Genomic DNA, 16655 nt, shown 5'->3' on the forward strand with positions numbered 1-16655 from the left:
CTTGACTGTTGGCTCTTGACTAATAAAAAATTCTTATAACCAATCAATAATCTCGGCGTTGTCTGGTAGCTTGGCTTCACTTTGACCTAGGTAACGCGCTTTGGCTGTAAACAAACCTATGGGAGTACTGAAAAAGTCTACAAAAGTAGCTTTACCTGCGATCGCTTTGAAAAGATTTTTTGGTACTTCTTTTAATAACCAACGTACTAAGCGATAAAAATAATCCTTGCGTGTCAGCATTGGCATTAACTCTACACCGTAAAGTTCGTGCAGGTAGCGATTTGAGCGTCCATAGCGCCGCCATTGACTTTGAAGTTCTTGGAATGTGGTACGGTGACGATGTTGGACTATCGCATTTGGTGCAAATTCTAATTTCCCAATTTTTGCCATGAGAATTCGCCAACAAATATCTGCATCTCCACCAGTAGTCAGATATGGGCGAAACATACCGACTTTTTCTAAGGCGAGACGGCGAATGGCTAAATTAGCGGTTTGACCGTAAGCGCAAAAAGGATGGGAGAGAGTATGCTTTTGCGATAGAGTTTCTTGTCGGTCTGCGTGTTGTTCTAAAATAGTTTTACCTGGAAGCGCTGTAATTTCACCTACAACAATTACCACATCCAAGTTGATAAAAGGTTGAATTAATAATTCTAGCCACTGTGGTTGGGGACGGCAATCAGCATCAGTAAAAGCGATGATTTCACCTGTGGCAGAGCGAATGCCAGTATTACGAGCTGCATAGGAGCTTTGAATTTGATTTTCACTCACAGGGTGAATAGTAAGGGGAGAAAGTTCCGCAGCTGTTTTGAGGAAAGTTGGAGTGCGATCGCTACTGTTATTATCTACCAACAAATACTCTACTCGGTCTTGAGGGTAAGTTTGAGACAACAAACAGGAAATTAAATCTGGTAAATCCGCCTCACCATTATAAATAGGTACAACCACTGACACCTTAGGCAAAAAGCTGTGGGCAGTGGTTGCATCAACTTGTAGATCGTTCATAAATTCAATTTTTGGGGATGGGATTACTAACTAGTATTCCCAATCCAAAATCTTAAAATCAGCTAAGATAGGCAGTTGCCTCAATCTTAAAACCTATATTCCTTGCAACTAGCGATGGGAAGGAAATTGAGTAGGACAATCAATTACTCAATTCCTCAATCCGCATTACTTACAATTTCAAGTCTCTGGCACGAATGCTCATGGCTCCAGCAGGTTGACTTACTGGGGGTTGAGCAAAGTTAGTATTAGATAGAACAGCAATTGCTCGCGCATATTGCGGATCGTTTTGCGTGCCAACCAAATCTGGATTAGATGCTAGCTGGCGCTCTTGTGCTTCTGTTAATTCTTGCTTGATATCTGGTGTAATCCCTTTATGGTTAATATCAGTTCCTTTAGGAGTGTAATAGTGGGCAATGGTGACAGCCAAACCAGAACCATCTGATAGTTCGTGAACTGACTGCACTAAGGCTTTACCAAAGGTTTGACTACCAACAACTACTGCCCGCTTATTATCTTTAAGTGCTCCTGTGAGGATTTCGCTGGCGCTAGCTGAATTTCCATCTACTAACACTGCTAAGGGGAGATTAGTCAAGGCTGTGCGATTAGCTTTGGTATCTTCACTGCCTCCTTGACGGTCTACTGTACGGACAATACCACCGTTATCCAGCCACATCCGAGCAATTTCAATGCTTGCTTGCAATAAACCACCAGGATTGCCCCGCAAATCTAAGACGTAAGCGTTAACTTTCTGGTTGTTCAAATCGCGGATAGCGCGCCGCATTTGATCCGCAGCATGGGAACTAAACTCTCGTAACCGGATATAACCAACACGTCGATTACCTTCTTGCTTCAGGGTATAACGCACTGTTGGCACTTCAATAGTAGCCCGGGTCAGCTTCAAATCGAAAATACTCTGTCCTGTACGTCCCAGTCGTAAAGTTATGACAGTACCAGCTTTGCCGCGAATTAACTTAGAGGCATCATCCACTTTCATTTGTTGAGTGGGTTTACCATCAATAGCGAGAATTTCATCGCCTGCTTTAATACCTGCTTTAATAGCTGGGGAATTTTCTATAGCTTCTACAACAGTTAGCCGCTTGGTTTTATCGTTCAATTCCATGCGAATGCCAATCCCAGAGACTTCCCCTGAGGTTTGGCTGGTTAGAGCTTCATATTGTTTGGGGTCCATAAACCGAGTGTATGGATCGCCCAAAGTTTGTAAAGCTTCGCGAATTGCCACATAAGCTTCTTCTTTAGAAGCATAGTTTTTACTTAAAAGGCTCTGTCTAGTAGCTTGCCAATCTTGTTGATTAAATTTACCATCAACGTATTCACGATTCACCAATTGCCATACTTGGTCTACTAGTGCTTTCGGGCTATCTTGTAAGGCAGCGCGAACGCAGCGAGTCCAAGCGGGACCAAATACGGATACAGTGGCTGTCGTGGCGATCGCTCCACCAATCAAGGCTACTTGGAGCGGTGAGTAACGTTTCGCAGATTGGTTCATGTATATCAGCTGGAATAATTGTGTTGTTGACAGTTTAGCAATCAGGATTTCCAAAAATTTTTAAGTTTTCATACTCAAGTTCAGCTCTACTTTTCGATCTTTTCAAGCAGAAACGATCCTAAAAATACAGCTTTACTTTTAACAATCATTTCTCTGTTTGCTAGCTTTCTCCGGGACGATGGTCTAAGAGATTATGACACTTTTATATGTGTCAACTTTACCTCCTAGATTACTTTTATAAGATAGCACTTTGCTAACTTAGTTGCTGGTATTTTAAACACCGACTAACCAAGGTTTTCGTAACTGTGTAATGAAACGTAACGGTTCCATTAAATCAACAAATTCCCATAGGAGAAAACTGAGGGAACTGTGGCGCATGATACAAAAGATATCCTGTGGGATGTGCTTTGTCCTTGGGTTCTGGCTAATCTGTACCACTATAACCTTAGTTTCAGTATCTTCCCAGCCCGTAGATGCCTTTTTTGTGCTGGGTGGCAGTATACAACGAGAAATATACGTAGCAAAAGAAGCTAAAAACTACCCTAATATACCGATTTTAATTTCTCATGGTTCTCCAGACCCTTGTATATGGCTAATATTCCAGAGAGAAAATACTGGGTTACAAAATATTTGGTTAGAAAACTGTGCCAATTCTACTTGGGGAAATTTTTACTATAGTATTCCCATTTTGCGACGCTGGAAAGTACATAAGGTAAAACTGATTACTTCACCAACCCACTTACCAAGAGCTAAATGGATGGCGCAGATTCTGTTGGGAGCTAATGGTATTTGGGTAGAGCCAGATATTGTTCAGGAGCAAGGCGTTCCGGGGAATCATGAGTTTTGGTTGAAAACTGGATTGGATGTAAGTCGTAGTTTGATATGGGCGGGTTTCAGCCAATTTATTCAGCCACAATGCGCGAAGGTGACAAGACTTGCAGAGGTAGATATGCAAGCTTGGCAAAGTCAGGGTTTTAAGTGCGAACGTCAGGGGAATTTGGGGAGATGAGAGAGCAGGGGGACAAGTGAGAAATAACAATAACTATTGCCTATTGCCCAATGCCCAATAACCAATGACAAATGACAGCTTCAACGAGAAATCTATGACACGTAGCTTTAATCCTGAGTTGCCTATTGTTTAAAATAAGCCTGGAGATACTTGCAGGTAAATCTATGGCAGATATTCGAGTGGCGATTGAGGGTGAAGATGCTGTGGCTGCAACTGAGGAACTTTTGGCGATTCCTGGTATATCGGGTAACTATGCGGTAAGTTCAGAAGTGCAGGAGAGAGAGCCAGTAATCACAACAGTGGCTACTATTGTGGGGCTTGTTGGCGGGACAATCGCAATTGCTGAACAAATCCGTAAGTGGTATCAAGAGTACAAGCCGAAAAAGTCTGGTAAAAGAATTGAAAAGGTGTTGATTGTCGGGCGCAATGGCGGGCGGTTGCTTTTGGAGAATGCAACAATAGAAGAAATTTGCCAAATTTTAGAATCGTAAAGATGCTATATACTCAGGAATCGAGGTTGATAAAATTGAGGAAAATACTGACACCTCAAATTCTGGAGCCGAAATATGCAAACGCTCCACCTCGACCTGAAAGCAATTGCAGATAATTACGTAGAGCTACGTTATTTTGTTGATAATCCTAATGAGTATGAAAGGCGATCGCTTCCTTTAACAGAAATCGCAGATTTGATTGAGTTGGCGGAGCGAGATTATTACGTTTCGGATTTACCAGAGGATTATGCGGTAACTGGGCGGCGGTTGTATAACTGGTTGGATGGAAGCGATCGCACTCTGCAATCCTTGCTAAATAAGTATCGGCGCGAGGGGGTTGTTTTAGCGATCGCTACAGCAGAAGAACTCGCTCATCTGCCTTGGGAAGTGCTGCATGATGGTAATGGCTTTTTGGTGCAGCGTGTTCCGGCGGTGGTTCCGGTGCGGTGGGTGTCGGATAGCAGGGTAAAAAAATTGACTGTTGCAGGGGAACCAGAAAACCGAGCGCTACAAGTTTTGTTTATGGCGACTTCGCCCTTGGATGTTGCACCTGTGCTGGATTTTGAGGCGGAGGAAGGGCGGATTTTATCAGCGACGGCGCGACAACCTTTAGCTTTGACAGTGGAAGAAAGCGGCTGTTTGTCGGAGTTGGGTTATTTGGTTGATAGTTACGACAAGAATTATTTTGATGTTTTACACCTGACTGGTCATGCTACTTTACGAGATGGGCAACCGCGCTTTGTTACAGAAACCCTAACAGGTGAAGCTTACTATGCCAGTGCAGCAGATATCGCTCAAGAATTACAATTTCGACTGCCGAAACTGATTTTCCTCTCTGGTTGTCGCACTGGGCAAGCTGGTAATGGGGGTGATGTACCTTCAATGGCGGAAGAATTGCTGCAAGCTGGTGCGAAAGCGGTTTTGGGTTGGGGACAAAAGGTATTAGATCCAGAGGCGACGGCTGCGGCGGCTGCATTGTATCAGGAATTAGCGGCGGGGAAGCAAATTGTAGAGGCTGTTGCTAGTACTTACCAAGCATTAATTAAGAATCAAGCGCGGGATTGGCATTTGTTGCGGCTGTATGCAGCAGGTGATTTACCCAGTGCATTAGTCACACCCTTGCGGAAACCTGGACGAAAACCAGCACCAGCGCCTTCTGTGACTACTCAGTTTTTAGATCCGGCGGGTAAGGTGAAAGTCCCAACGCGGGAAAGTTTTGTTGGTCGTCGTCGTCAATTGCAAGATTGTTTAAGGGTGCTGACGCAATCACCCGATGAAATTGGGGTGTTGATTCATGGGATGGGCGGTTTAGGTAAAAGTAGTTTAGCAGCTAGGCTTTGTGACAGACTGCCGACTTTTGAGCGTGTTGTTTGGGTAGGGAGAATTGATGAAGCTAGTTTGGTAAGTCGGTTGGCGGAAAATTTGGATGATAACGAACAACGCAAAAGCTTACAAAATTACGATGAAGAATTGAAATTTCGGTTGCGGCGAGTTTTGCAGCAGTTGCATGAGGGTGGAAAGTCGTTTTTGTTGGTGCTGGATGACTTTGAGGTGAATTTAGAGACCTCACCCCCAACCCCTCTCCGAAGCGGAGAGGGGAGTCAAGTCCCCCCATTCCCTAGCAGGGAAGGGGGGTTAGGGGGGTTAGGTTGTTTGCAAGCGGAAGCAGCCGAGGTTTTGAAAGCTTTAGTTTGGGCGATTAGAGAAAATTACACATCCCACCGCATCATTATTACTTGCCGTTACGATTTTGAATTTAACCAGTTGCAGTATTTCTACAAGCAGCCGTTGGATGCACTGCAAGGCGCAGATTTGCGAAAAAAGTTTAATCGCCTCACAGCTTTTGGTGAGAAATCTCAGGTTGATGAGGCGTTGAAGTTACAGGCGCAGAGGCTAGCGGATGGTAATCCTCGGTTGCTGGAATGGTTAGATAAGATTCTCCAAAATACAACAGTTGATCGCGCAGCAATTTTGCAGAGGTTAGCAGCAGATCCGGTAGAGTTGCGAGAGCAAGTTTTGGCTGAGGCGTTGCTGCAACAGATGGATGAAACTATGCGGGAGATGTTGTCACGGGGTTTGGTGTTTGAGTTACCAGTACCGAGGGAAGCGTTAGCCGCAGTTTGTGAGAGTATCCCCAATTTGGAAGATTATATTAATCGGGCGGTGGCGTTGGGACTGTTAGAAGTCAGCCACGATGAAGCGTTACGAGTGCCGCGCATTTTGCCTGTGCATTTACCAGAAGATAGGGAAGCTTTGTATAAGCAAGCGGCTGAGGTGTTGTATCGCCTTTGGCATAGGGGCAAAGGCTACGGAGAAGAACAAATGCTACAAATGCATTGGCTTGGATCGCGGGGGAAGTTGGAAAAAATAATTGTAGAGATTGCAATGGGACTAATCCCTGAATGGATTAACCGCAGTAGATTTCGTGAAACCATCAAGATTTGCCAAGATACGTTAGCAATCGTTGAAAATAATCGTCTTCTCTCGATTTTAGCCTTTGCTGAACATCAATTAGGTAAAGTTGATCAAGCATTAGAGCATTATCAACAGGCATTAAAATGCTGTCCACCAGACGATAAAAACAGAAAAGTGGAAACGCTATATATGTTGGGAATTTTGCAGAATGCTATTGGACAGTTTGAAGAAGCAATTATTAGCAATCAAAAATCTCTAAAAATTTTAGAAGGTATTTGGCAGAGTAGAGCTACAGAAATATACCAATTGTTAATGCACAAAGCTGAATCTGAACAAATTGAAGAAGCAATAGAACTTTATCGTAATGCTACAAACGCTAAAGCATTAAACTTACTCCAACTGTCAGTTTATAAAAATAATATTGGCAACATCGAAGAAGCTATTGATATTTGCCAGCACTCATTGTTGCTCAGTCAAAGTATAGGTGATAGTCGTTTAATGGCAACAGTCTTGAACCAACTATCAATCCTGAAAACCAAAACTGGGAACATTGAAGAAGCATTGACTCTTGCTCAAAAATCTCTAGCGCTTAAAGAGGGTACTGGTAATATCCAAGGTAAAGCAGCAACCTTGCATCAACTAGCTAGCCTCGAAGCTCAGATTGGCAAAAGCGAGGAAGCCATAGCTATTTATCAAGAATCCATATCTCTTAAAGACAGCATTGGTGATGTCTATGGTAAAGCGATGACATTGTGGCATTTAGGATGTATTGAGGCACAAACAAATAAAAATTTTAATCAAGCTTTAGTTTATTTACAACAATCATGGGAAATTCTAGCCCAACTCAAATCTCCTGATGCTGAGAAGGTGAAACAATCACTTGCTCAAGCAAAAACACAGGCAGGTAAACAGAAATTTGCACAAGGTAAATTTGAAGAAGCACTTGATTTATATGAACAATCTCTTGCACTTCAAGAAAACAACACCGAAACTTCTCTTAAGGCAGCTACTCTACATCAATTAGCAATTCTGAAAGCTAACTTGGGCGATATTGCTGAGGCAATCACACTTTTTCGGCAGGCACTTGCAATTGAAGAATTTGCTGATAATTTACAAGAAAAGGCAAAGACACTATCAATGCTAGGGCAGTTATTGGCAGTACAGGGAGACTTTGATGAAGGATTAGATTATTTACAAAAATCTTTGGATATATTCCAAAATAGCCAATCTCCTGATGCTGAAATAGTAAGAGAAGCAATCGCTAGATTAAAACGGGGACGAGCAGTATTTCTCTATGACCAGGCAATAATAAAAATCGAACACGATCAACCACAACAAGCGATCGCCCTTTTTCAACAATCCCTTACTATCGATGAACAAATCGGCAATGTCAAAGGTCAAGCGGCGACATTGCATTGTTTGGGGATACTCAAAGCCAACAAAGGAGAAATAGAAGAAGCGATCGCCCTTTTTCAACAATCCCTGGCACTCAAGGAACAAATCGGCAATGTCCAAGGCAAAGCAATGACTTTGTGGTGGTTAGGACACATAGCAGAACAACAGGGTAATTACAATCAAGCACTAGATTATTTGCAACCAGCCTTGGAGATATTGCAGCGTATCCAATCGCCTAATGCTGAAGCAGTTAGGCAAATAGTAGCGAGAGTGCAAGATTTAATTCGTAATTCGTAATTTGTCATTGCGTTGGCGGAAAGCCTTCCCGAAGGGTACGGAACGAAGTGCAGTGAAGCAATCGCGAGGGCTGGGATTGCTTCGCTTCGCTCGCAATGACAGTTATCATTCAACTCGATTGTGCTGGGTGCGATCGCCGATTTTGCGTTAAGCTAACTTATCCACCAGTCTTTGATACTCATTAATGAGGCTTTTAGCTTCATTAATGAGGCTCGGAACTCCATTAATGAGGCTCGGAACTCCATTAATGAGGCTCGGAACTCCGTTAATGAAGCTCGGAACTCCGTTAATGAGGCTCGGAACTCCATTAATGAGGCTCGGAACTCCATTAATGAAGCTCGGAACTCCGTTAATGAGGCTCAGAACTCCGTTAATGAGGCTCGGAACTCCGTTAATGAGGCTCGGAACTCCGTTAATGAAGCTCGGAACTCCGTTAATGAAGCTCGGAACTCCATTAATGAGGCTCAGAACTCCGTTAATCAAAATCAATGACCAATGCCCAATTTAATTGCAACCTTTAACAAAGGACTAATTGTATCTTGTCAAGCACCTGTTGATTCTCCACTACATCAACCGCTAGTAATTGCCGCAATGGCACAAGCTGCTGAAAACAACGGTGCTATGGGCGTGCGCATAGATACTCCAAATCATATCAGCGCGGTGCGTGCCAGTGTGAAAGTGCCAATTATTGGGCTATGGAAGCAAGTAATCGCTGGCTTTGATGTCTACATTACACCCCAGTTTCACCATGCTCAGGCTGTGGCGCAAGCAGGCGCAGACATTATCGCCATTGATGCAACAACGAGAAGCCGTCCGGGTAATGAAAATTTAGCAGAGATAATTGCCCAAATTCATCAGGAATTAAATAAGCCAGTGATGGCAGATATCGATACAATTGAGGCGGCAAAAGCAGCAGCAGACGCTGGAGCAGATATTGTGGGAACAACTCTTTTTGGTTACACTGCCTCAACCAAACATCTTCAACCTCCTGGTTGGGAACTCCTGAGCCAGATGGTAGAACAGCTAAATATTCCCGTAATTTGTGAAGGTGGAATTGCTTCACCCCAAATGGCTCGTAAAGCTTTAGATTTGGGAGCTGATGCTGTTGTTGTTGGCACTGCAATCACTGGTATTGACATCCAAGTCAGAGCCTATAAATCAGCGCTGAGTTCAGAAGAATTATGAAAATACTTGTACTGAATGCCGGATCTAGTAGTCAAAAAAGTTGTCTGTATGACATAAATGATGATGCTTTACCCAAGCAAGCACCTCAACCGCTGTGGGAAGGCAAAGTCAACTGGACTCAAGATAGAGGCGTAGCAGAAATTCAAGTGAAAACGGCTACAGGTGAAGTGCTGCAAGAATCAATCTATGCAGATTCTCGCCAAGCTCATGTTACCTATATGCTCTACACTCTAACTCGCGGTGCTACTAAAGTAATTGGTCAGCTATCGGAAATTGATGTAGTCGGTCATCGTGTAGTGCATGGCGGACAAAATTACCGCAATAGTACGGTGATTACTGAAGATGTTAAAAAAGCGATCGCTCAATTAGCTACCCTAGCTCCCGCCCATAATCCGGCGGCGGTGGAAGGAATGGAAGCGATTGAAAAAAGCTTGGGTTCAGTCAAGCAGGTGGCGGTATTTGATACCGGATTTCATGCCACTATCCCCGATGCAGCTGCAGTTTACCCCGGCCCTTATGAATGGGTGGAACAAGGTATCCGTCGCTATGGGTTTCATGGCATCAGTCACCAATACTGCGCTCAACGTGCTGCTGATATCCTCGGCAAAGATTTAGCATCCTTGCGATTAATTACTTGTCATTTAGGTAATGGTTGCTCTTTAGCTGCAATTAAAAACGGTCGCAGCGTTGATACTACTATGGGCTTCACTCCCTTAGATGGTGTGATGATGGGCAGTCGTTCTGGTTCAGTAGATCCGGGAATTCTGATTTACCTATTACGACAATCTAATTATTCTGCTGAAAGGCTGGATTATGTTCTGAATAAAGCTTCTGGCTTACGTGGTATTTCTGGAGTATCCAGCGATTTACCGCAAGTCATGGAAGCGATCGCCGAAGGTAATTATCGTGCCCAACTTGCTTGGGATATCTACGTACATCGCTTGCGTTCTGGGATTGGTTCGATGCTTGCCAGTTTGGGGGGACTAGATGCTTTAGTATTTACCGCAGGTGTGGGTGAAAAATCCCCCGGAATTCGCCAAGCTGTCTCAGAAGCCTTTGGTTTCCTAGGGTTGAAAATCGACCCAGAGAAGAATCAAAACAACCCTGTCGATATTGATATTGCCACCCCAGAATCAGCAGTGCGGGTATTGGCGATTCATACTCAGGAAGATTGGGCGATCGCTCAACAATGTTGGCAAATTTTGCAAAAGTAAAAAATTGCACTCAAAATAGTACCTTTGCGATTCTCTGCGTTGCCATTAACCTTGGCTGGTTGATTTAGGGTGTGCTGTAATTATAGATACATAACAACAGCCCTTAACTCAAAAGGTTAATCAAGCATCATGTTCGCTCAATATCGTCAAACTATAGGTGCATTTTTAACAGTTTGTTTGTGTATGCTAGGTGTTGGCTCAATGCAATATCCCCAACTACAAAAACTGTTAAGAAGTCGAGAAACTATTACCTTGGAAAGTCTAGAAGGGGAAATTAAAGCAGAACAAGTTCGGCTAAATCTGATCAAGCAAACGCCTAGTTTTGGTTACGATAACTTAATTGCCGATTGGGTATATATCAATTTTTTGCAATACTTTGGCGACGATGAAGCACGTGCCAAAACAGGTTACAGTTTTAGTCCAGAATATTTTGAAGTCATTCTCGAACGCGATCCAAAATTTTTAGCTGCTTATTTGGGTCTATCTACTAGTACTTCTATGTATGCTGGTCTACCCGAACGCTCTATAGACATAATGCAACAAAGTTTAAAATTTTTATCGCCGAAAGTACCTGAAAAGTCTTATTATGCATGGCGGTACAAAGGCATAGATGAATTATTATTTTTGGGGAGTTCTCAAGCTGCCAAGCACTCTTTTGTCAAAGCTGCTGATTGGGCTAGCCAATCTTCAGACGAAGAAAGCAAGCTGATAGCTCATATTTCTCAGAGAACTGCTCAATTCCTCAATCATAATCCTAATAGCAAAAAAGCTAGAATTTCTACATGGACAATGGTATTAAATAACGGAGTTGATGACAAAACTCGTAAACGAGCAATCAGAGAAATCGAGGCGTTAGGAGCTAAAGTAGTCTCTACTCCTGAAGGTTACAAAATTATCCCGCCTGCAAAAGATTAGTAATTGGTCAAGAGTCAAGACTCATAAGTTATACCAATTTGAAAAAAGAATGCGAAAGATTGTAGGGGCACGGCACTGCCGTGACCTCTAGAATATTATTGATGTGTCGCTTCTCCCTTGTTCTCCTTACCTGTACTCTCGATCTCCCTACTTCTCCATCACCTTGTTGAGGTTAGTCTTATTCATTGGTACAACGGCAAATTAATTCAATCCCAATCCTTAGAGTTAGATATTCACGATCCGGGGTTGCTTTACGGGGCGACAATTTTTACTACCATGCGGGTTTATGAGAACTCGCTCGATAGTAGGTTAACTCACTGGCTGTTGCATTGCGATCGCTTGCAATTATCACTCAAAACTTTTGGCTGGGAACAACCAGATTGGCAGTGGGTACGTGAAGGTGCAGAAATTCTTCTTACCCGCTTCCCAATTCTCAGAATTACCCTGTTTCCCGATGGTAGGGAGTGGATAACGGGTAGGTCGTTACCAGAGGATTTGACCGAAAAACAAACAAATGGTATCGTTTGCGCCGTTGCTAGTGTGGAATTATCTCGCAGTCTCCCTTCTCATAAAACTGGGAACTACCTGAGTGCTTGGTTAGCCAAGACTAATAGCCAAAAGCTAAATGCTCAAGAAGCGATTTTAGTAGATGGGGCAGGAAATTGGCTAGAAACCAGTACAGGCAACCTTTGGGGATGGCAAGATGGCTGTTGGTGGACGCCGCCTCTAGCTGTGGGGATTTTGCCCGGAATTATGCGATCGCAACTTGTTCAATGGCTGCAATCCCAGCAGCAACAAGTGAAAGAAGAACCTTGGACAGTGGATTTAGTGAAACAATTTGAAGCGATCGCTTATAGCAACAGTGTAGTGGAAATCGTCCCGATTCATACCGTTAAGCAGCCCGCAGGATCGTTAGAATATAATCCTCACCATCCTAAATATGAAATAATCCGGAGTTTTTTTAGCATGACAACGTCACCAATTTGGTATACGTTAAGATAAGTTAACATAATTCTTAAAAATGTCCTCTCTTTCTGAGAAGTTAGGCGATCGCACAAAAAATATTAGGAGGATTCACCTCAGTGAATAAAAGATGGAGAAATGCGGGGCTGTACGCGCTGCTTTTTATAGTTGTCATAGCTTTAGGTACAGCATTCTTTGACAAGCAGCCTCAAAGCAGAGAACCATTACGCTACAGCCAGTTTATTCAAGAAGTTGAAAAAGGCAGAATAGATAAAGTCAGTTTAAGTGCAGACCGTTCTACAGCTTTGGTGACATCCAGAGACGGTAACAAAAAGGTAGTGACCTTAGTCAATGACCCTGACTTAATTAATACTCTTACTGCAAAAGGCGTTGATATTTCCGTATTGCCGCAAACCGATGAAGGATTTTGGTTTAAGGCACTTAGCAGCTTATTTTTCCCAGTATTACTTCTAGTTGGCTTATTCTTTTTGCTACGCCGCGCCCAAAGCGGCCCTGGTAGCCAAGCAATGAACTTTGGTAAATCCAGAGCCAGAGTGCAAATGGAACCACAAACCCAAGTAACATTCGGTGATGTTGCTGGTATTGACCAAGCCAAGCTGGAACTAAACGAAGTTGTAGACTTTCTCAAAAACGCCGATCGCTTTACCGCAGTTGGTGCCAAGATTCCCAAAGGTGTACTGCTAGTTGGCCCTCCAGGTACAGGTAAAACCCTTCTCGCTCGTGCTGTTGCTGGTGAAGCAGGCGTACCTTTCTTCTCTATCTCCGGTTCTGAGTTTGTGGAAATGTTTGTGGGTGTTGGTGCTTCCCGCGTCCGTGACTTATTCGAGCAAGCTAAATCTAACGCTCCTTGTATCGTCTTCATTGATGAAATTGACGCTGTAGGTCGTCAACGGGGTGCAGGTTTAGGTGGTGGTAACGACGAACGCGAACAAACCCTCAACCAGCTGCTCACAGAAATGGACGGCTTTGAAGGTAACACCGGTATCATCATTATTGCTGCTACCAACCGTCCCGACGTACTAGACGCAGCGTTGTTACGTCCCGGTCGTTTCGACCGTCAAGTTGTCGTAGACCGTCCCGACTATGCTGGACGCAGTGAAATCCTCAAAGTTCACGCCCGTGGTAAGACCTTAGCCAAGGATGTAGACTTAGATAAAATCGCTCGTCGTACCCCTGGTTTTACCGGTGCAGATTTATCCAACCTGTTAAACGAAGCCGCAATTTTGGCAGCACGGCGGAATTTAACCGAAATTTCAATGGATGAAATCAACGATGCGATCGATCGCGTATTAGCTGGCCCAGAGAAGAAAGACCGGGTAATGAGCGAAAAGCGCAAAACCTTAGTCGCATATCACGAAGCCGGTCACGCCTTAGTTGGTGCGTTGATGCCCGACTATGATCCAGTACAAAAGATTAGCATTATTCCTCGCGGTCGTGCTGGTGGTTTAACCTGGTTTACTCCTAGCGAAGACCGGATGGATACTGGCTTGTACAGCCGCGCTTATCTAGAAAATCAGATGGCGGTGGCTTTAGGCGGTCGGTTGGCTGAAGAACTAATCTTTGGTGAAGAAGAAGTTACCACAGGTGCTTCTAACGACCTACAACAAGTCGCACGTGTTGCTCGTCAGATGGTGACACGCTTTGGTATGAGTGATAAACTCGGGCCTGTAGCCCTTGGTCGCCAGCAAGGCAATATGTTCCTCGGTCGCGATATCATGTCAGAGCGCGATTTCTCTGAAGAAACTGCTGCCGCGATTGATGAAGAAGTTCGCAAACTCGTAGATGTAGCTTACACTCGCGCTAAAGAAGTGCTAGTGAATAACCGTCACATTTTAGATGAAATCGCGCAAATGCTGGTTGATAAAGAAACCGTAGATGCCGATGAACTGCAAGAAATTTTGGCAAATAATGATGTGAAAACTGCCGCTTTTGCATAAGCAGTTTTAGCTGAAATTTAACATTTAAAATTGGGGTAATTCGGGAATTTTCTGGGATTACCCCAATTTTTTATTCAAATTAGACTGAATACAAAATTTGCTTCTAATGTGAATTTGAAAATGCTAAAAACCTAATGTTTTCAAGCTATGTTTTGTTAATATGTCAGCACTTACAGAATCTTTACAAAGAATTTTGAAATGGTTAAAACTGAACTACCCAAAAGTTTCTTCATTTCACTATGCTGGATTGACAAATGAACAGATTGAAGAGCTAACTAAAGATTTACCTTTCAGGCTGACCAAAGAAGTTTATGAGCTTTATCAGTGGAGTAACGGAACTTTGCATGGTGATGGTTTTTTCCCTTTTTTAGTTTTCTACTCTTTACAGGAATCTTTGGATTTTTACTATTGCACTGTCAAGTATGAAACAGATGATAATCTTCTTATGAGTCCCCGTAACAGCTTGATTATCTTCAGTTGGTATAAATCATTTTTTTATATAGTTTGCGATAACCAAGAAAAAGAATCTTCTCCTATTTGGTTAGTGCATATGGGTGCTGAACCTGTAATATGCTATACAAGCTTAACAAATTTAATGTTAATGATTGCTGAATGCTATGAAACAGGTGCTTACTACATCAATCAAGAAGGGTTTTTAGAAGAAGATAGAGCAAAATCAGCTTCAATTTTTTGTAAATACAATCCTGGTATTAAAAACGGCATGATGGAGAAGAGTTACTATGACAACAAGCATAAATAGATTTACAACTTATGATTAGTAATGTCATAGATGCAAGATTTTAATGAAACACTCATAACTCAGACAAGAGTTTGATAGATAAAACTTTATAACCAGCACCTTGATGTATACATTGCCCATTACTATCCAAAGGGCAAGCAGCTTCATTGGATGCAGGACGAGTTCCTTCTACATAAACTGCTCTTATTTCAACTTCTTGCTGATGCAAAGATTGTAATTTTTCATAAGAAACCTTTTCAGAAGGACGCAGCACTAACCGGCTGGAAGGTTTCAAATTTGTAATTAGAAAAAACTCTTCTCCTAGATAAGCTTGCACTGACATTACAGGAGGAATTTTTTCATAAATTAATTTTCCGCGGAAAGTTTGTATTTTTGATATCATTAAATTTTCAGATGCTGTTTGTAAGTTGGAAGTTCCAGAAGAAGAAACAGGACAAGCATCAGCAGTCTCACTCCAAATCAGAAAAATACTAACTACAGTTCCCACAAACAAAAATCTTTTTAAATATTTAGTTAACATAAGCAGTGACTTTGGCAGTAGCGATTGTAGTAATCAAATTTACTCAAATTTTGGCACAGCTAGAAAAAAATGAGAGGTAATTTAAATCACCTCTCATTTTTCTAAGTTATTGAAAATTCCTTAACACAACATATCTTCTAATTGAGCATTAGACGAATATGTCAAGAAGCAAGTGCTACTTCTACTAATTGTTGTAATTCGCCTTTCTGATACAGTTCAATTAAGATATCTGAACCACCAATAAATTCCCCATCAATAAATACTTGGGGAATTGTTGGCCAGTTGGAATATTCTTTAATTCCTTGACGAATTTCGGAGTCTGAAAGAACATCAACAGTCTCGAAGGGAACCCCTAACGTATTCAGAATTTGGACAACGTTGTTGGAGAAACCACATTGAGGCATCAACTTGGTTCCCTTCATGAAAACCAAAATCTTGTTTTGTTGTACTAAGTTGTCAATTTTCTCTTTGAGTTCTGGCGTCATTGTTTTTCTGTTTCCTACTTTTGCTTATAGTCGAGAGGAGCCAGTCCAGTTAGTCCATCGCTGCGACTGGCATTCAACAGTCAGTATTAAACTACTAAGAAGCGGCTGTTGCTTGCCAAGCTTCGGGAGTATAAGTTTTTACTGCCAGAGCATGAATCGCTTCAGTTGACATAGCTTGCCGCAACGCACCGTACACTAACTGGTGTTGTTGCACCAGTCTCTTGTCTGCAAACTGCGATGAAACTACTGTCACTTGATAGTGGTCTCCACCACCAGTCAAATCTTGCACCTGAACCACGGCGTCTGGCAGTTCCGCTTTGATCATTTCCTCAACCTGCTGCGGACTAATCATCGCAATTCCTGAAAAAAACTTCTTTTCTATTATTAACAGATATAGAGCGATCGCCTTTACTACTTGCAAGCTTTTGACAAGCTTTAAGCATAGACGCGCTCTAGGCACGTGTTTTGAGAATAGCTAAAAATATGGCAGATGATTACATCTTACCATTAGGGCATTCACAAGCTACGGCTACCACAAA

Annotated in this window: 15 protein-coding genes; 10 read left to right on the plus strand and 5 right to left on the minus strand. The window is 42.6% G+C overall.

The genetic code is table 11. From position 1 onward, the window contains the following. Positions 1 to 33 precede the first annotated feature (33 nt). Positions 34 to 1002 carry a glycosyltransferase gene (locus AACU33_RS30800; protein WP_096594092.1) on the minus strand — a complete coding sequence of 323 codons (969 nt, stop codon included), beginning with the start codon at positions 1000 to 1002 and terminating at the stop codon, positions 34 to 36. Positions 1003 to 1171: 169 nt separating this feature from the next. After that, the gene (gene ctpB / locus AACU33_RS30805) at positions 1172 to 2509 is read right to left on the minus strand and encodes a carboxyl-terminal processing protease CtpB (RefSeq protein WP_096594093.1); all 1338 of its coding nucleotides are present in this window, start codon (positions 2507 to 2509) and stop codon (positions 1172 to 1174) included. A 376-nt stretch (positions 2510 to 2885) separates the two neighbouring features. On the opposite strand from ctpB, the gene AACU33_RS30810 reads away from it, so the two are divergent. The 10 genes from AACU33_RS30810 to AACU33_RS30855 all read left to right on the plus strand — a co-directional run bounded on the left by AACU33_RS30810 (position 2886) and on the right by AACU33_RS30855 (position 15111). Beyond that, complete coding sequence (locus AACU33_RS30810) at positions 2886 to 3518, plus strand: YdcF family protein (protein WP_445291773.1); 633 nt, start codon at positions 2886 to 2888, stop codon at positions 3516 to 3518. Between the two features lie 164 nt (positions 3519 to 3682). Continuing rightward, entirely contained in the window at positions 3683 to 4009 is a 327-nt protein-coding gene (locus AACU33_RS30815; protein ID WP_096594095.1) for a hypothetical protein, read from the plus strand. A 75-nt stretch (positions 4010 to 4084) separates the two neighbouring features. Continuing rightward, positions 4085 to 8116, plus strand: a complete 4032-nt coding sequence (locus AACU33_RS30820) for a tetratricopeptide repeat protein (RefSeq protein ID WP_096594096.1) — start codon at positions 4085 to 4087, stop codon at positions 8114 to 8116. Positions 8117 to 8287: 171 nt separating this feature from the next. Next, on the plus strand, positions 8288 to 8608 hold the full coding sequence (locus AACU33_RS30825; RefSeq protein WP_445291774.1) for a TolC family protein: 321 nt from the start codon (positions 8288 to 8290) through the stop codon (positions 8606 to 8608). Between the two features lie 3 nt (positions 8609 to 8611). After that, positions 8612 to 9301 carry an N-acetylmannosamine-6-phosphate 2-epimerase gene (locus AACU33_RS30830; protein ID WP_096594097.1) on the plus strand — a complete coding sequence of 230 codons (690 nt, stop codon included), beginning with the start codon at positions 8612 to 8614 and terminating at the stop codon, positions 9299 to 9301. Continuing rightward, positions 9298 to 10515: an acetate kinase gene (locus AACU33_RS30835; RefSeq protein ID WP_096594098.1), complete on the plus strand. Its 1218-nt coding sequence runs from the start codon at positions 9298 to 9300 to the stop codon at positions 10513 to 10515. The genes AACU33_RS30830 and AACU33_RS30835 overlap by 4 nt, the downstream gene beginning before the upstream one ends. A 129-nt stretch (positions 10516 to 10644) precedes the next feature. After that, complete coding sequence (locus AACU33_RS30840) at positions 10645 to 11430, plus strand: hypothetical protein (protein WP_096594099.1); 786 nt, start codon at positions 10645 to 10647, stop codon at positions 11428 to 11430. A gap of 180 nt (positions 11431 to 11610) precedes the next feature. Then, entirely contained in the window at positions 11611 to 12432 is an 822-nt protein-coding gene (locus tag AACU33_RS30845) for an aminotransferase class IV (RefSeq protein WP_096595444.1), read from the plus strand. An 80-nt stretch (positions 12433 to 12512) separates the two neighbouring features. Continuing rightward, positions 12513 to 14351, plus strand: a complete 1839-nt coding sequence (ftsH3, locus tag AACU33_RS30850) for an ATP-dependent zinc metalloprotease FtsH3 (RefSeq protein WP_096594100.1) — start codon at positions 12513 to 12515, stop codon at positions 14349 to 14351. Positions 14352 to 14511: 160 nt separating this feature from the next. Continuing rightward, the gene (locus tag AACU33_RS30855) at positions 14512 to 15111 is read left to right on the plus strand and encodes an SMI1/KNR4 family protein (RefSeq protein ID WP_096594101.1); all 600 of its coding nucleotides are present in this window, start codon (positions 14512 to 14514) and stop codon (positions 15109 to 15111) included. A 52-nt stretch (positions 15112 to 15163) separates the two neighbouring features. Here the strand turns inward: AACU33_RS30855 and AACU33_RS30860 are convergent, their stop codons facing one another. The 3 genes from AACU33_RS30860 to AACU33_RS30870 all read right to left on the minus strand — a co-directional run bounded on the left by AACU33_RS30860 (position 15164) and on the right by AACU33_RS30870 (position 16468). Then, entirely contained in the window at positions 15164 to 15631 is a 468-nt protein-coding gene (locus tag AACU33_RS30860; RefSeq protein WP_096594102.1) for a hypothetical protein, read from the minus strand. 161 nt (positions 15632 to 15792) lie between these two features. After that, entirely contained in the window at positions 15793 to 16116 is a 324-nt protein-coding gene (grxD, locus tag AACU33_RS30865) for a Grx4 family monothiol glutaredoxin (RefSeq protein ID WP_096594103.1), read from the minus strand. A 94-nt stretch (positions 16117 to 16210) separates the two neighbouring features. Beyond that, complete coding sequence (locus AACU33_RS30870; protein WP_096594104.1) at positions 16211 to 16468, minus strand: BolA family protein; 258 nt, start codon at positions 16466 to 16468, stop codon at positions 16211 to 16213. Between the last annotated feature and the right edge of the window lie 187 nt (positions 16469 to 16655).

The organism is Calothrix sp. NIES-2098, from assembly GCF_963875125.1.
GTDB lineage: Bacteria > Cyanobacteriota > Cyanobacteriia > Cyanobacteriales > Nostocaceae > Aulosira.

What these genes read in the sequence shown, in the direction of transcription:
- AACU33_RS30830 (WP_096594097.1), top strand. Translation starts at nt 8,612, where the DNA reads ATGCCCAATTTAATTGCAACCTTTAACAAAGGACTAATTGTATCTTGT.
- ctpB (WP_096594093.1), bottom strand. Translation starts at nt 2,509, where the DNA reads ATGAACCAATCTGCGAAACGTTACTCACCGCTCCAAGTAGCCTTGATT.
- AACU33_RS30870 (WP_096594104.1), bottom strand. Translation starts at nt 16,468, where the DNA reads ATGATTAGTCCGCAGCAGGTTGAGGAAATGATCAAAGCGGAACTGCCA.
- AACU33_RS30860 (WP_096594102.1), bottom strand. Translation starts at nt 15,631, where the DNA reads ATGTTAACTAAATATTTAAAAAGATTTTTGTTTGTGGGAACTGTAGTT.
- grxD (WP_096594103.1), bottom strand. Translation starts at nt 16,116, where the DNA reads ATGACGCCAGAACTCAAAGAGAAAATTGACAACTTAGTACAACAAAAC.
- AACU33_RS30835 (WP_096594098.1), top strand. Translation starts at nt 9,298, where the DNA reads ATGAAAATACTTGTACTGAATGCCGGATCTAGTAGTCAAAAAAGTTGT.
- AACU33_RS30800 (WP_096594092.1), bottom strand. Translation starts at nt 1,002, where the DNA reads ATGAACGATCTACAAGTTGATGCAACCACTGCCCACAGCTTTTTGCCT.
- AACU33_RS30810 (WP_445291773.1), top strand. Translation starts at nt 2,886, where the DNA reads ATGATACAAAAGATATCCTGTGGGATGTGCTTTGTCCTTGGGTTCTGG.
- AACU33_RS30855 (WP_096594101.1), top strand. Translation starts at nt 14,512, where the DNA reads ATGTCAGCACTTACAGAATCTTTACAAAGAATTTTGAAATGGTTAAAA.
- AACU33_RS30820 (WP_096594096.1), top strand. Translation starts at nt 4,085, where the DNA reads ATGCAAACGCTCCACCTCGACCTGAAAGCAATTGCAGATAATTACGTA.
- AACU33_RS30840 (WP_096594099.1), top strand. Translation starts at nt 10,645, where the DNA reads ATGTTCGCTCAATATCGTCAAACTATAGGTGCATTTTTAACAGTTTGT.
- AACU33_RS30815 (WP_096594095.1), top strand. Translation starts at nt 3,683, where the DNA reads ATGGCAGATATTCGAGTGGCGATTGAGGGTGAAGATGCTGTGGCTGCA.